At 63.4% G+C, this 12,647-nt stretch carries 13 protein-coding genes; 9 read left to right on the top strand and 4 right to left on the bottom strand.

Going from position 1 to position 12,647, the window contains the following annotated elements; all coding sequences use genetic code 11:
* Nucleotides 1–219 precede the first annotated feature (219 nt).
* Nucleotides 220–1,080, bottom strand: coding sequence for a glycine betaine ABC transporter substrate-binding protein (locus IMX18_RS17800; RefSeq protein WP_054573879.1), 861 nt, complete (start codon nucleotides 1,078–1,080; stop codon nucleotides 220–222).
* Nucleotides 1,081–1,277: 197 nt separating this feature from the next.
* Between IMX18_RS17800 and IMX18_RS17805 the strand changes: the two genes are divergently transcribed.
* The gene (locus IMX18_RS17805) at nucleotides 1,278–2,843 is read left to right on the top strand and encodes a glycoside hydrolase family 17 protein (protein WP_191471919.1); all 1,566 of its coding nucleotides are present in this window, start codon (nucleotides 1,278–1,280) and stop codon (nucleotides 2,841–2,843) included.
* A 127-nt stretch (nucleotides 2,844–2,970) separates the two neighbouring features.
* Here IMX18_RS17805 and IMX18_RS17810 read toward each other — a convergent pair whose 3' ends face one another.
* Nucleotides 2,971–3,339 carry a hypothetical protein gene (locus IMX18_RS17810; RefSeq protein WP_191471920.1) on the bottom strand — a complete coding sequence of 123 codons (369 nt, stop codon included), beginning with the start codon at nucleotides 3,337–3,339 and terminating at the stop codon, nucleotides 2,971–2,973.
* 190 nt (nucleotides 3,340–3,529) lie between these two features.
* Between IMX18_RS17810 and IMX18_RS17815 the strand changes: the two genes are divergently transcribed.
* Both IMX18_RS17815 and IMX18_RS17820 read left to right on the top strand, forming a co-directional pair.
* Nucleotides 3,530–4,828, top strand: coding sequence for a hypothetical protein (locus IMX18_RS17815; RefSeq protein ID WP_003260096.1), 1,299 nt, complete (start codon nucleotides 3,530–3,532; stop codon nucleotides 4,826–4,828).
* A 73-nt stretch (nucleotides 4,829–4,901) separates the two neighbouring features.
* The gene (locus IMX18_RS17820) at nucleotides 4,902–5,645 is read left to right on the top strand and encodes an MlaA family lipoprotein (protein ID WP_043936071.1); all 744 of its coding nucleotides are present in this window, start codon (nucleotides 4,902–4,904) and stop codon (nucleotides 5,643–5,645) included.
* 99 nt (nucleotides 5,646–5,744) lie between these two features.
* Here IMX18_RS17820 and IMX18_RS17825 read toward each other — a convergent pair whose 3' ends face one another.
* Together IMX18_RS17825 and IMX18_RS17830 are read right to left on the bottom strand one after the other, a co-directional pair.
* On the bottom strand, nucleotides 5,745–6,893 hold the full coding sequence (locus IMX18_RS17825) for a patatin-like phospholipase family protein (protein WP_013971426.1): 1,149 nt from the start codon (nucleotides 6,891–6,893) through the stop codon (nucleotides 5,745–5,747).
* 149 nt (nucleotides 6,894–7,042) lie between these two features.
* Nucleotides 7,043–7,978, bottom strand: coding sequence for a lipid A biosynthesis lauroyl acyltransferase (locus IMX18_RS17830; RefSeq protein WP_217190912.1), 936 nt, complete (start codon nucleotides 7,976–7,978; stop codon nucleotides 7,043–7,045).
* Nucleotides 7,979–8,089: 111 nt separating this feature from the next.
* On the opposite strand from IMX18_RS17830, the gene minC reads away from it, so the two are divergent.
* From minC to IMX18_RS17860, 6 genes are all read left to right on the top strand, one after another.
* Complete coding sequence (gene minC, locus IMX18_RS17835; protein WP_023660587.1) at nucleotides 8,090–8,848, top strand: septum site-determining protein MinC; 759 nt, start codon at nucleotides 8,090–8,092, stop codon at nucleotides 8,846–8,848.
* Nucleotides 8,849–8,949: 101 nt separating this feature from the next.
* Nucleotides 8,950–9,762 (top strand): septum site-determining protein MinD, encoded by an 813-nt coding sequence (gene minD / locus IMX18_RS17840; protein ID WP_013971423.1) that lies wholly within the window; start codon nucleotides 8,950–8,952, stop codon nucleotides 9,760–9,762.
* A 3-nt stretch (nucleotides 9,763–9,765) separates the two neighbouring features.
* Nucleotides 9,766–10,020 (top strand): cell division topological specificity factor MinE, encoded by a 255-nt coding sequence (gene minE, locus IMX18_RS17845; protein WP_003252572.1) that lies wholly within the window; start codon nucleotides 9,766–9,768, stop codon nucleotides 10,018–10,020.
* A 156-nt stretch (nucleotides 10,021–10,176) separates the two neighbouring features.
* Nucleotides 10,177–10,812 carry an RluA family pseudouridine synthase gene (locus tag IMX18_RS17850; RefSeq protein WP_011532730.1) on the top strand — a complete coding sequence of 212 codons (636 nt, stop codon included), beginning with the start codon at nucleotides 10,177–10,179 and terminating at the stop codon, nucleotides 10,810–10,812.
* Between the two features lie 169 nt (nucleotides 10,813–10,981).
* Nucleotides 10,982–12,271 carry a M18 family aminopeptidase gene (locus tag IMX18_RS17855; protein WP_015269280.1) on the top strand — a complete coding sequence of 430 codons (1,290 nt, stop codon included), beginning with the start codon at nucleotides 10,982–10,984 and terminating at the stop codon, nucleotides 12,269–12,271.
* Between the two features lie 192 nt (nucleotides 12,272–12,463).
* Nucleotides 12,464–12,631 (top strand): hypothetical protein, encoded by a 168-nt coding sequence (locus IMX18_RS17860; RefSeq protein WP_003260099.1) that lies wholly within the window; start codon nucleotides 12,464–12,466, stop codon nucleotides 12,629–12,631.
* The last annotated feature ends 16 nt before the right edge of the window (nucleotides 12,632–12,647 follow it).

Here is a 12,647-nt window from a genome sequence, read left to right on the forward strand (position 1 = left end):
GGAACCCACGACCCTTACTTTATGCGGCTATCGGACGCCAACCAGACGACCTTAGTCTTAGATGCAACGGTGTTTTACGGATCACGCAACAAAACAGCTTGCACATATCCCTGTAGGAGCAGCCTTGTGCTGCGAAGAGGCCGGTACAGGCTGCCCGAATCTTCGCAGCTTGCACCGGCCTCTTCGCAGCACAAGGCTGCTCCTACAACGGAACGGGTGTTACTTGCCCGTCCACTCCTTCACGCGATCAGGGTGCTTGGCCACCCAGTCCTTGGCCGCCGCTTCAGGCTTGGCGCCTTCCTGGATAGCCAGCATCACTTCGCCAATCTCGTCCTTCGACTGCCAGTTGAACTTCTTCAGGAACTCCGCCACTTCCGGGGCCTTGGTGGCCAGTTCCTTGCTGCCGATGCTGTTCACGGTTTCCGCGGCGCCATACACGCCTTTCGGGTCTTCGAGGAACTTCAGCTTCCACTTGGCGAACATCCAGTGCGGTACCCAGCCGGTCACCGCGATCGACTGCTGCTTGGCATAGGCACGGCCCAGTTCCGCAGTCATCGCCGCGCCGGAACTGGCCTGCAGCTTGTAACCGGTCAGGTCGTAGTCCTTGATGGCCTGGTCGGTCTTGAGCATTACGCCAGAGCCGGCGTCGATGCCGACGATCTTCTGCTTGAAGGTGTCATCGGTCTTGAGGTCGGCGATGCTCACCGCCTTGACGTACTCAGGGACGATCAGGCCAATCTTGGCGTCCTTGAAGTTCGGGCCGTAGTCGACCACGTTGTCCTTGTTCTTGGCCCAGTACTCGCCATGGGTTACCGGCAACCAGGCCGACAACATGGCATCGAGCTTGCCGGTGGCCACGCCCTGCCACATGATCCCGGTGGCAACGGCCTGCAACTTCACGTCGTAGCCGAGTTTCTGCTTGATTACTTCGGCAGCCACGTTGGTGGTCGCCACGCTGTCAGCCCAACCATCCACGTAACCAATGCTGACTTCTTTGGCCATTGCCTGTGCCGCGCCCATGGCCAGTACCATGGCAGTGCCCACACCCAGGAAACGTCGCATTTTTGTATTAGCAGCCATCAAAGCATCCCCTCGTCAGGTCTCGGAATTTGCATCATGGTCCTGCAACAATAGTCGACCTGCTCCAGCTACGACCTATATCCGCCCCATATGCGACAGCACTATGCCATTAGCGCCATCGGCCTATGCCGCCCTGCGCGATCCTTGCATGCCAAAAGTTTGGCGCCGGGCTACTATCTACCCTTTTGCGCCTGACGATGGACCGCCCGATGCCCAGTTCTACCCGCCTGCTGCTGCCGTTGTACCTGCTTGCCTGCCTGCTCGCCCTGCTCGGGCTCGGAGGGCTCTGGTACGGGCTTGGCAAGCCGGTGCAACTGCCGGACGCGGCCAGCCCGACGCACAAGCTGCAATGCGCCTCGTATACCCCGTTCGACAAGGACCAGTCGCCCTACGACCAGCCTTTGCGCCTGCGCCCGGCCCGCATGGATGCCGACCTGGCGTTGCTGGCCGAGCGTTTCCAGTGCATCCGTACCTATTCCCAGACCGGTCTTGAAGCAATCCCGGCGCTGGCACGCAAGCATGGCCTGAAAGTGATGCTGGGTGCCTGGGTCAACGCCCACCCGGCCGACACCGAGAAAGAAATCGAGCTACTGATCGCCGCCGCCAATGCCAACCCCGACGTGGTCAGTGCGGTGATCGTCGGCAACGAGACGCTGCTGCGCAAGGAGGTGACCGGCGCACACCTGGCCACGCTGATCGCACGGGTGAAAAGCCAGGTCAAGGTGCCGGTAACCTACGCCGATGTGTGGGAATTCTGGTTGCAGCACCCGCAGGTAGCGCCTGCGGTGGACTTCCTGACTATCCACTTGCTGCCTTACTGGGAAGACGACCCGCGGGGCATCGACGAAGCCCTGGCCCACGTCGCCGATGTGCGCCGGGTGTTCGGCACGCGCTTCGCGCCGAAGGACATTCTGATCGGCGAAACCGGCTGGCCCAGCGAAGGCCGCCAGCGCGAAACCGCACAGCCCAGCCGGGTCAACGAGGCGCGTTTCATTCGCGGGTTCGTGGCCATGGCCGAAAGCAACGGCTGGCACTACAACCTGATCGAGGCGTTCGACCAGCCATGGAAGCGCGCCAATGAAGGGGCGGTTGGTGGTTACTGGGGGCTTTACGATGCCGACCGGCAGGACAAGGGCATACTCGAAGGGCCGGTGAGCAACCTGCCTTACTGGCCGCAGTGGTTGCTGGCCAGTGCCGTGCTGACGGTGGTGATGCTGATGCTTGCCGGGCGCCCCGCCACCCCGGCGGCAACCATGCTGCTGCCGTTGCTGGCAGCGTTTGGGGCAGGCTGCCTGGGGCTCTGGGGCGAGCTGATGCGCACCCATGCGCGTTTTGCCGGGGAGTGGCTGTGGGCGGTGCTGCTGGCAGGACTGAACCTGCTGGTGCTGGCCCATGCCGTGCTGGCCCTGGCACGGCGCGCGGGCTGGCGCGAGCGCCTGTACGCCTGGTTGCAGGCGCGGGCCGGCTGGCTGTTGCTGGCGGCGGGTTTTGCCGCGGCGGTGAGCATGCTGGCGATGGTGTTCGACCCACGCTACCGCAGCTTCCCCAGCGCGGCGTTGGCGTTGCCGGCGCTGGTGTTTGCAGTGTGGCCGGTGCGGGCGCGGCGTGCGGAGGTGGCGTTACTGGCGTTCATCGTCGGTGCCGGGGTGGCGCCGCAGTTGTTTGTGGAAGGGTTGGAGAACCAACAGGCCTGGGGATGGGCAGTGGTCAGTGTGCTGATGACCGCGGCCTTGTGGCGGAGCTTGCGGCTGCGCCCGGCCTGATATCCTTGGGACCGCTTCGCGCTCCATCGCAGGCAAGCCAGCTCCCACAGGAGTTATGCTACCTATGGAATCGGCGCGGTCCCTGTGGGAGCTGGCTTGCCTGGGATGGGCCGCAAAGCGGCCCCTTTCAGCCTTGATCCGGCGACCTGACCAACCGCAACCCCGCCACCACCAGCGCGAACACGGCAATGCTGGCGGTATACAGCACCAGTGCCGGCACCGCGAACACCAACGCCAACACCGCCAGCCACCAGCCGCCACGGCCGGCAATGACCTGCGCCAGCAGCGCCAGCCCCAGTCCGCCCCAGGCCATCACCTGGTGATGAATGCCCAACCCCAGCAACGACCGCACCTCACACTGCCAGTACGCCGCCGGCGCCGTGCACAGCCCCACCCACTGCCCGTCCTCCATCAGTCCATAGCGCACACCATAACTGGCAGCAAGCCAGAGCCCCAGAAACAGCACAAGCAGCGCAGCCGGCAGCGAACGAGACATCCAGCTCTCCAATAGCGGTAATCGAAAGCATCCATGATCGCTTATGCCCAGTTGTAAGGCAAAATCACCTCCCTGCAGCTATGTTGCAGATAACAAGCACACCAGAGACCACCGCACCTGGCAACTTTGCCCGGCCCGTTGTGGTCCTAGCCTGCATACTGCTCGACCTTGCGTTCTTTTGGGGGATTACATGCTTCGATCTTTGCGCCTCGCTGCCTTGCTCGGTGGCCTGCTCATGGCTGTGGCCGCTTCGGCGCGGGATATCGACGCCGCGAGCTATGGTTTTCCCTTGACCAACCCGTTCGAGGCAACCATCGCCACCACGCCACCGGACCAGCGCCCCACCCTGCCCGAAGATGACGAAATCAACCAGTCCGACTACAGCCTCAACCTGCGCCCGGACCGTGAATTCACTCTGCCGGACAATTTCTGGGCGGTGAAAAAGCTCAAGTACCGCCTGGCCCGCCAGGACCGCGAGGCGCCGCTGATCTTCATCATCGCCGGCACCGGTGCGCCCTACACCAGCAGCATCAACGAATACCTGAAGAAGCTGTTCTACCAGGCCGGCTTCCACGTGGTGCAGCTGTCGTCGCCAACCAGTTACGACTTCATGAGCGCCGCCTCGCGCTTCGCCACCCCAGGCGTCAGCCAGGAGGATGCCGAAGACATGTACCGGGTGATGCAGGCCGTGCGCGCCCAGCACCCGCGCCTGCCAATCAGCGAGTTCTACCTCACCGGCTACAGCCTGGGCGCACTCGACGCTGCCTTTGTCAGCCACCTGGACGAAACCCGCCGCAGCTTCAACTTCAAGCGCGTACTGCTGCTGAACCCGCCGGTCAACCTGTACACCTCGATCAACAACCTGGACAAGCTGGTGCAGACCCAGGTCAAGGGCATCGACCGCAGCACCACCTTCTACGAGCTGATGTTGGCCAAGCTGACCCGCTACTTCCAGGAAAAGGGCTACATCGACCTCAATGAGGCCTTGCTGTACGACTTCCAGCAGTCGCGCCAGCACCTGTCCAACGAGCAGATGGCCATGCTGATCGGCACCTCGTTCCGCTTCTCGGCGGCCGACATTGCCTTTACCTCCGACCTGATCAACCGCCGCGGCCTGATCATTCCGCCGAAGTTCCCGATCACCGAGGGCAGCAGCCTCACGCCATTCTTCAAGCGTGCCCTGCAGTGCGACTTCGACTGCTACATGACCGAGCAGGTCATCCCCATGTGGCGCGCCCGTACCGACGGCAACAGCATCCTGCAACTGGTCAACCAGGTCAGCCTGTATGCACTTGAAGATTACCTGAGCAGCAGCGACAAGATCGCCGTGATGCACAACGCCGACGACGTCATCCTCGGCCCTGGCGACATCGGCTTCCTGCGCAAGGTGTTCGGTGAGCGTCTGACCCTTTACCCCCATGGCGGCCATTGCGGCAACCTCAATTACCGCGTCAACAGTGACGCCATGCTGGAGTTCTTCCGTGGTTAACAAACTCCTCTTCGCCACTGCCCTGTTCGCCGCCGGCCACGCCCTGGCTGCCGAAACCGCCCCCCGGGCCAGCGTGGTCGAGGCCGACCCGCAAGTCACCGAAGCGCCACTGGCGCCCGAGACCGATGGTTTCCTCGACCCGCTGCGTGAGCTGAAATTCAACCCGGGGCTGGACCAGCGCGAGTTCGAGCGCTCCACCCTGCAAGCGCTGAACGTGTACGACCCGCTGGAGTCGATCAACCGGCGCGTTTATCACTTCAACTACCGTCTGGACCAATGGGTGCTGCTGCCGATGGTAAGCGGCTACCAATACGTCACCCCGCGCTTCGTGCGCACCGGGGTGACCAACTTCTTCAACAACCTGGGCGACGTGCCGAACCTGTTCAACAGCGTGTTGCAGCTCAAGGCCAAGCGCTCGGCCGAGATCACCGCGCGGCTCATGTTCAACACCATCATCGGCGTGGGTGGGCTCTGGGACCCGGCAACCAAGATGGGCCTGCCGCGGCAAAGTGAAGACTTTGGCCAGACCTTGGGCTTCTATGGCGTACCGGACGGGCCGTACCTGATGCTGCCGGTGCTGGGGCCTTCGAACCTGCGCGATACCACCGGGCTGGTGGTGGACTATGCAGGCGAACAGGCGATCAACTACCTGAACGTGGCCGAAGCCAGCAGCGACCACCCGGAAATCTCCGTGCTACGCGTGGTGGACAAGCGCTACAGCACCAAATTCCGCTATGGCCAGCTCAACTCGCCGTTCGAGTACGAGAAGGTGCGGTACGTTTATACCCAGGCGCGCAAGTTGCAGATAGCCGAGTAGGCCGGCCAGGCCTCTTCGCAGCACAAGGCTGCTCCTACAAGGCGACGCGCTACTCGGTAGGAGCAGCCTTGTGCTGCGAAGAGGCCGACACAAGCAATATCAAATCCCCAGGAACTGACAAAGCTCCCGTTTCTTGGCCAAGGCATCCTTTCGCCCCAGCTCTATCAGCTCGCTGCAGTAACTGGCCTCGAACAGCAAATAGCTCAACACCCCCGCCCCGCTGGTACGCGTCGCCCCCGGCCCACGCAGGAACATGCGCAAAGCCGCCGGCAACTCGCGCCGATGTCGCGCGGCAATCTCGTCCAGCGGCTGGCTGGGCGCCACCACCAGCACGTCGATCGGCGCCAGGCCCAGGCGCCGGGCGTCCAGGTGCGCCGGCAACAGGTGGCTCAGGTGGTTGAGGCGCTGCAGCAGCTCGATGTCGTCTTCCAGGCTGTCAATGAACGTACTGTTGAGCATGTGCCCGCCGATCTGCGCCAGGCTCGGCTGCTGCCCGCTGAACACCCGCTGGGTCGGCAGCGGTGGCGCCGGCCGCTGCGGGTTGCCGCTGACCCCGACCACCAGTACCCGGCTGGCGCCCAGGTGCAGGGCCGGGCTGATCGGTGCCGACTGGCGCACCGCACCATCGCCGAAATATTCATCACCCAGCCGCACCGGGGCGAACAGCAACGGAATGGCCGCGCTGGCCAGCAGATGATCGATGGTCAATGGCGTGGGCATGCCGATACGGCGATGGCGCAACCAGGCTTCGATGGTGCCGCGGCCCTGGTAGAAGGTCACCGCCTGGCCGGACTCGTAGCCAAACGCGGTCACCGCGACGGCGCGCAGTTGCTCGGCGGCCAGGGAGTGGGCGATACCGTCCAGGTTCAGGTGCGCCTGCAGCAAGCCGCGCAATGGGCTGCTGTCCAGGAGCGCCACTGGCGCCGGGCCACCCACGCCCAGCAGGTTGTGGGCGACGAAGCGGCTGGCCTGGCGGACCACACCGGGCCAGTCGCTGCGGATGACCAGGTGGCTGCGGAAGTTCTGCCAGAAGGCGGTGAGCCGTTGTACGGCGTCGCTGAAATGGGTGGCGCCGCTGGCCAGGGTGACGGCGTTGATGGCCCCGGCGGAGGTGCCCACGATGACCGGGAACGGATTGTGCGCGCCGGCGGGCAGCAACTCGGCAATGCCGGCCAGCACGCCCACCTGGTAGGCGGCGCGGGCGCCGCCGCCAGAAAGGATAAGACCGGTTACCGGGGGTGGGGCCATAGGAGTCCTTCCTGGGGTTGATGTGCTGTCAGTGCCGGCCCTTTCGCGGGTGAACCCGCTCCCACAGGTTCTTCACCGGCCTTGAAGGCTGTGCAATACCTGTGGGAGCAGGTTCACCCGCGAAAGGGCCGGCACAGGCAAAACAAAATTCAGCGCTTTTTCTTGTCATACAGCCGCGGCTCCCCTTCGGGTCGCGACTTGAAACGGCGATGCGCCCACAGGTACTGCTCGGGGCATTCGCGCAACACGCTTTCCACCCACTGGTTGATTCGCAGGCAGTCAGCCTCTTCGCTCTCCCCGGGGAAATCCGCCAGCGGCGGGTGGATCACCAGGCGATAGCCGCTGCCATCCTCCAGGCGCTTCTGGGTGAACGGTATCACTTGCGCCTTGCCCAACCGGGCAAACTTGGTGGTAGCGGTCACCGTCGCCGCCGGGATGCCGAACAGCGGCACGAACAGGCTCTGCTTGGCGCCGTAGTCCTGGTCGGGTGCGTACCAGATCGCCCGGCCCGAACGCAGCAGCTTGAGCATGCCGCGCACGTCCTCGCGCTCCACCGCCAGCGAGTCGAGGTTATGCCGCTCGCGGCCGCTGCGCTGGATGAAGTCGAACAGCGGGTTGCCGTGCTCGCGGTACATGCCATCGATGGTGTGATGCTGGCCCAGCAGTGCGGCGCCGATCTCCAGGGTGGTGAAGTGCACCGCCATCAGAATGGCCCCCTGCCCCGCCTGCTGGGCGGCCTGCAGGTGCTCCAGCCCCTCGACATGGGCCAGGCGCGCCAGCCGGGCCTTGGGCCACCACCAGCTCATGGCCATTTCGAAGAAGGCGATACCGGTGGAGGCGAAGTTGGCCTTGAGCAGGCGCTGCCGTTCGTCGACCGACAGCTCCGGGAAGCACAGCTCCAGGTTGCGCGCGGCAATGCGCCGCCGCTCACCGGCAAAGCGGTACATCACCGCTCCCAGCACGGCACCGACTTTCAACAGGACCCGGTACGGCAACTGGACCACCAGCCACAGCAGGCCCAGGCCCAGCCACAGGCCCCAGAAACGTGGGTGAAGGAAATAGGGACGAAAACGCGGGCGTTCCATTGAAGCTTCCGGAAAGACAAAGGCCGCGCATTCTACAACGGATCAGCGCATGTTGCGGGCAACCGGTCTTATCGTTATAAGTCAGGGCACTTTTTTCGCAACAAGCCGTCTATGCAGACCATGAGCCCAAACCACACACCCGACACCGCCTCCGTGTTCCAGCTCAAGGGCAGCATGCTCGCCATTACAGTGCTGGAGCTGGCGCGCAATGACCTTGAAGCCCTCGACCGCCAACTGGCGGCCAAAGTCGCCCAGGCACCGAACTTCTTCAGCAACACGCCACTGGTGCTGGCGCTGGACAAGCTGCCGGCCGACGAGGGGGCAATCGACCTGCCCGGCTTGATGCGGATCTGCCGCCACCACGGCCTGCGTACCCTGGCCATCCGTGCCAACCGCATCGAGGACATCGCCGCCGCCATTGCCATCGACCTGCCGGTGCTACCGCCATCCGGCGCGCGCGAGCGGCCGCTGGAGCCCGAACCCGAGGTGAAGAAGCCAGAGCCAGCCCCTGTCCCGCCACCAATCCTCGAACCCGAGGTGCGCCCGACCCGCATCATCACTGCGCCAGTACGTGGCGGCCAGCAGATCTACGCCCAGGGCGGTGACCTGGTGGTGACCGCTTCGGTCAGCCCGGGGGCGGAACTTCTGGCCGATGGCAACATCCATGTGTACGGCGCCATGCGCGGCCGCGCCCTGGCCGGCATCAAAGGCAATACCAAGGCACGTATCTTCTGTCAGCAGATGACCGCCGAAATGGTCTCCATCGCCGGCCAGTACAAGGTCTGCGAGGACCTGCGCCGCGACCCGCTGTGGGGTACCGGCGTGCAAGTCAGCCTGTCTGGCGACGTGTTGAACATCACCCGTCTTTAACGGATACTTGCCAGCATTTTTAGTGCAACTTTTCTTACCGTTGCCATTTATTTGTATTTTTGCAGGGACGTGTGTCCCGATTATTTTAGGGGTGAAACACCTTGGCCAAGATTATCGTGGTTACTTCCGGCAAGGGGGGTGTGGGCAAGACCACTACCAGCGCCGCCATTGGTACCGGCCTCGCACTGCGTGGCCACAAGACCGTCATCGTCGACTTCGACGTGGGCCTGCGTAACCTCGACCTGATCATGGGCTGCGAACGCCGCGTGGTGTACGACTTCGTCAACGTGGTCAACGGCGAAGCCAACCTGCAACAGGCCCTGATCAAGGACAAGCGCCTCGAGAACCTGTACGTGCTGGCCGCCAGCCAGACCCGTGACAAGGACGCGCTGACCCAGGAAGGCGTGGAAAAGGTCCTGATGGAGCTGAAGAAAGACTTCGACTTCGTCATCTGCGACTCGCCGGCCGGTATCGAGAAAGGCGCCCACCTGGCCATGTACTTTGCCGACGAAGCCGTCGTGGTCACCAACCCCGAGGTATCCTCGGTACGAGACTCCGACCGCATGCTGGGCATCCTGTCGAGCAAGTCGCGCCGCTCCGAGAACGGCGAAGAGCCGATCAAGGAACACCTGCTGATCACCCGCTACCACCCGGAGCGCGTGGAAAAGGGCGAAATGCTGAGCATCGCCGACGTCGAAGAGATCCTGGCGATCAAGCTCAAGGGTGTGATCCCCGAGAGCCAGGCAGTGCTCAAGGCTTCCAACCAGGGTATCCCGGTCATCCTCGACGACCAGAGCGATGCCGGCCAGGCCTATAGCGATACCGTCGACCGTCTGCTGGGCAAAGAAAAGCCCCTGCGGTTCATCGAAGTGCCGAAGCAAGGATTCTTCGCGCGCCTGTTTGGAGGCAAGTAAACCATGAACCTTTTTGACTTCTTTCGTGGCAGACAGAAACAGACCAGCGCGTCGGTAGCGAAAGAGCGTCTACAGATCATCGTGGCGCACGAGCGCGGCCAACGCAGCGAACCGGACTACCTGCCAGCGCTGCAGAAAGAACTGCTGGAAGTGATCCGCAAATATGTGAACATCGGCAACGATGATGTGCATATCGAGCTGGAAAACCAGGGTAGCTGCTCGATTCTGGAGCTGAACATCACCTTGCCGGATCGCTGATTTCGCGACCAGGCCTGGATCATTGGGGCTGCTTTGCAGCCCATCGCCGGCAAGCCAGCTCCCACAGGGTTCGCGCTGTACCTGTGGGAGCTGGCTTGCCGGCGATGGGCCGCAAAGCGGCCCCAGTGTTTTCCCCGATATAACCGAGACCAAGCAATGCCGCTGTCCAACATCCAGATCCTGCACGAAGACGCCGCCATCCTGGTGATCAACAAACCGACCCTGCTGCTGTCGGTACCCGGCCGCGCCGAGGACAACAAGGACTGCCTGATCACTCGCCTGCAGGAAAACGGCTACCCCGACGCGCTGATCGTGCACCGCCTGGACTGGGAAACTTCCGGCATCATCCTGCTGGCCCGGGATGCCGACAGCCATCGTGAGCTGTCGCGCCAGTTCCACGACCGCGAAACCGAAAAGGCCTACACCGCGCTGTGCTGGGGCCAGCCGGCGCTGGACAGCGGCAGCATCGACCTGCCGCTGCGCTACGACCCGCCGACCAAGCCACGGCATGTGGTGGACCACGAGCAGGGCAAGCATGCGCTGACCTTCTGGCGCATCGTCGAGCGCTGCGGTGATTACTGCCGGGTAGAGCTGACACCGATTACCGGGCGTTCGCACCAGTTGCGCGTGCACATGCTGTCGATCGGGCACCCGCTGCTGGGCGACCGGCTGTATGCCAACCCCGAAGCACTGGCTGCCCATGAGCGGTTGTGCCTGCATGCCTCGATGCTGAGCTTTACCCACCCGGTGTCCGGGGAGCGGTTGAAGTTCGAGTGCCCTGCGCCTTTCTGATTTGTGAGTGGCTGTACCGGCCTCTTCGCGGCTGAAGCCGCTCCCACAGGGACCGCACAGCTGTCAAGTTTTTTGCGATCCCTGTGGGAGCGGGCGAGCCCGCGAAGAGGCAGACACAATTTGTCGACCTAATACGCTAAACTCGCGCCACTGCTGTCTGGAGTGAGCTATGCGCGACGCACTGAATTCTGGCCTTATCGACTTCCTCAAGGCCTCCCCCACGCCCTTCCATGCCACCGCCAGCCTGGCCCAGCGCCTGGAAGCTGCCGGCTACCAGCGCCTGGACGAGCGCGACAGCTGGGCCACGGTACCTGGCGGCCGCTACTACGTCACCCGTAACGACTCGTCGATCATCGCCATCAAGCTGGGCAAGCAGGCACCGTTGCTGAACGGTATCCGCATGGTCGGCGCCCACACCGACAGCCCGTGCCTGCGGGTCAAGCCGCAGCCCGAGCTGCAGCGCCAGGGCTTCCTGCAGCTGGGCGTCGAAGTGTATGGCGGCGCCCTGCTGGCGCCATGGTTCGACCGCGACCTGTCGCTGGCCGGCCGGGTCACATATCGCCGTGACGGCAAGGTCGAAAGCCAGCTGATCGACTTCAAGCTGCCGATCGCAGTCATCCCCAACCTGGCAATCCATCTCAACCGCACCGCCAACGAAGGCTGGACCATCAACGCGCAGAACGAGCTGCCGCCGATCCTGGCCCAGGTGGCGGGTGACGAGCGCATCGACTTCCGCGCCCTGCTCACCGAGCAACTGGCCCGCGAGCACGAGCTGATCGCCGACGTGGTGCTGGATTACGAGCTGAGCTTCTACGACACCCAAAACGCCGCGCTGGTCGGCCTGAACGGCGACTTCATCGCCGGCGCGCGCCTGGACAACCTGTTGTCGTGCTATGCCGGCCTGCAGGCACTGCTGGCCGCCGACAGCGACGAGACCTGCGTACTGGTGTGCAACGACCATGAAGAAGTCGGCAGCTGCTCGGCCTGTGGCGCCGACGGGCCGATGCTGGAGCAGACCCTGCAACGCCTGCTGCCGGATGGCGACGCCTACGTGCGCACCATCCAGCGCTCGCTGATGGTGTCGGCCGACAACGCCCACGGCGTGCACCCCAACTACGCCGACAAGCACGACGGCAACCACGGGCCCAAGCTCAACGCCGGGCCGGTAATCAAGGTGAACAACAACCAGCGCTACGCTACCAACAGCGAAACCGCCGGGTTCTTCCGTCACCTGTGCATGGCCGAGGAAGTGCCGGTGCAGAGCTTCGTGGTACGCAGCGACATGGGCTGTGGTTCGACCATCGGGCCGATTGCCGCCAGCCACCTGGGCGTGCGTACGGTGGATATCGGCTTGCCGACCTTTGCCATGCATTCGATTCGCGAACTGTGCGGCAGCCATGACCTGGCGCACCTGGTGAAGGTGCTGAGCGCGTTCTACCGTTGCCGCGAGTTGCCTTGATGCTTTGATGTAGCCAGGCCCGGCCTCTTCGCGGGCTCGCCCGCTCCCACAGGATCATCACAGCATTCAAGGACTGTGCAGTACCTGTGTGGGCATGCCCGCGAAGAGGCCGGGCCTGCTCAAGGTCAATCCCGCTTCGTCTACCACCCGCTATGCTTGTTACATGGCCCCACTGCAAAAGGATTGCTGTCCATGTCCCCGTTCCTGTCCCTGTTCGTGCCGGTGTTTCTGTTCCTGTTGCTGCTGACCATCGGTTTCAGCCTGCGCGAGCGCAATATCGGCGTTGTGATGATGTGGGTCGGCACACTGGGTATCTTCGGCCTCACCTGCTGGAAAATCCTGGAGCAACTGCCGTCGTGAACCTCTACACTCGGTC

It is taken from the genome of Pseudomonas shirazica, assembly GCF_015168335.1.
Lineage (GTDB): Bacteria > Pseudomonadota > Gammaproteobacteria > Pseudomonadales > Pseudomonadaceae > Aquipseudomonas > Aquipseudomonas asiatica.

What these genes read in the sequence shown, in the direction of transcription:
- IMX18_RS17805 (WP_191471919.1), top strand. Translation starts at nt 1,278, where the DNA reads ATGGACCGCCCGATGCCCAGTTCTACCCGCCTGCTGCTGCCGTTGTAC.
- minC (WP_023660587.1), top strand. Translation starts at nt 8,090, where the DNA reads ATGCAGACCATGAGCCCAAACCACACACCCGACACCGCCTCCGTGTTC.
- IMX18_RS17825 (WP_013971426.1), bottom strand. Translation starts at nt 6,893, where the DNA reads ATGGCCCCACCCCCGGTAACCGGTCTTATCCTTTCTGGCGGCGGCGCC.
- minE (WP_003252572.1), top strand. Translation starts at nt 9,766, where the DNA reads ATGAACCTTTTTGACTTCTTTCGTGGCAGACAGAAACAGACCAGCGCG.
- IMX18_RS17860 (WP_003260099.1), top strand. Translation starts at nt 12,464, where the DNA reads ATGTCCCCGTTCCTGTCCCTGTTCGTGCCGGTGTTTCTGTTCCTGTTG.
- IMX18_RS17815 (WP_003260096.1), top strand. Translation starts at nt 3,530, where the DNA reads ATGCTTCGATCTTTGCGCCTCGCTGCCTTGCTCGGTGGCCTGCTCATG.
- IMX18_RS17800 (WP_054573879.1), bottom strand. Translation starts at nt 1,080, where the DNA reads ATGGCTGCTAATACAAAAATGCGACGTTTCCTGGGTGTGGGCACTGCC.
- IMX18_RS17830 (WP_217190912.1), bottom strand. Translation starts at nt 7,978, where the DNA reads ATGGAACGCCCGCGTTTTCGTCCCTATTTCCTTCACCCACGTTTCTGG.
- IMX18_RS17810 (WP_191471920.1), bottom strand. Translation starts at nt 3,339, where the DNA reads ATGTCTCGTTCGCTGCCGGCTGCGCTGCTTGTGCTGTTTCTGGGGCTC.
- IMX18_RS17850 (WP_011532730.1), top strand. Translation starts at nt 10,177, where the DNA reads ATGCCGCTGTCCAACATCCAGATCCTGCACGAAGACGCCGCCATCCTG.
- IMX18_RS17855 (WP_015269280.1), top strand. Translation starts at nt 10,982, where the DNA reads ATGCGCGACGCACTGAATTCTGGCCTTATCGACTTCCTCAAGGCCTCC.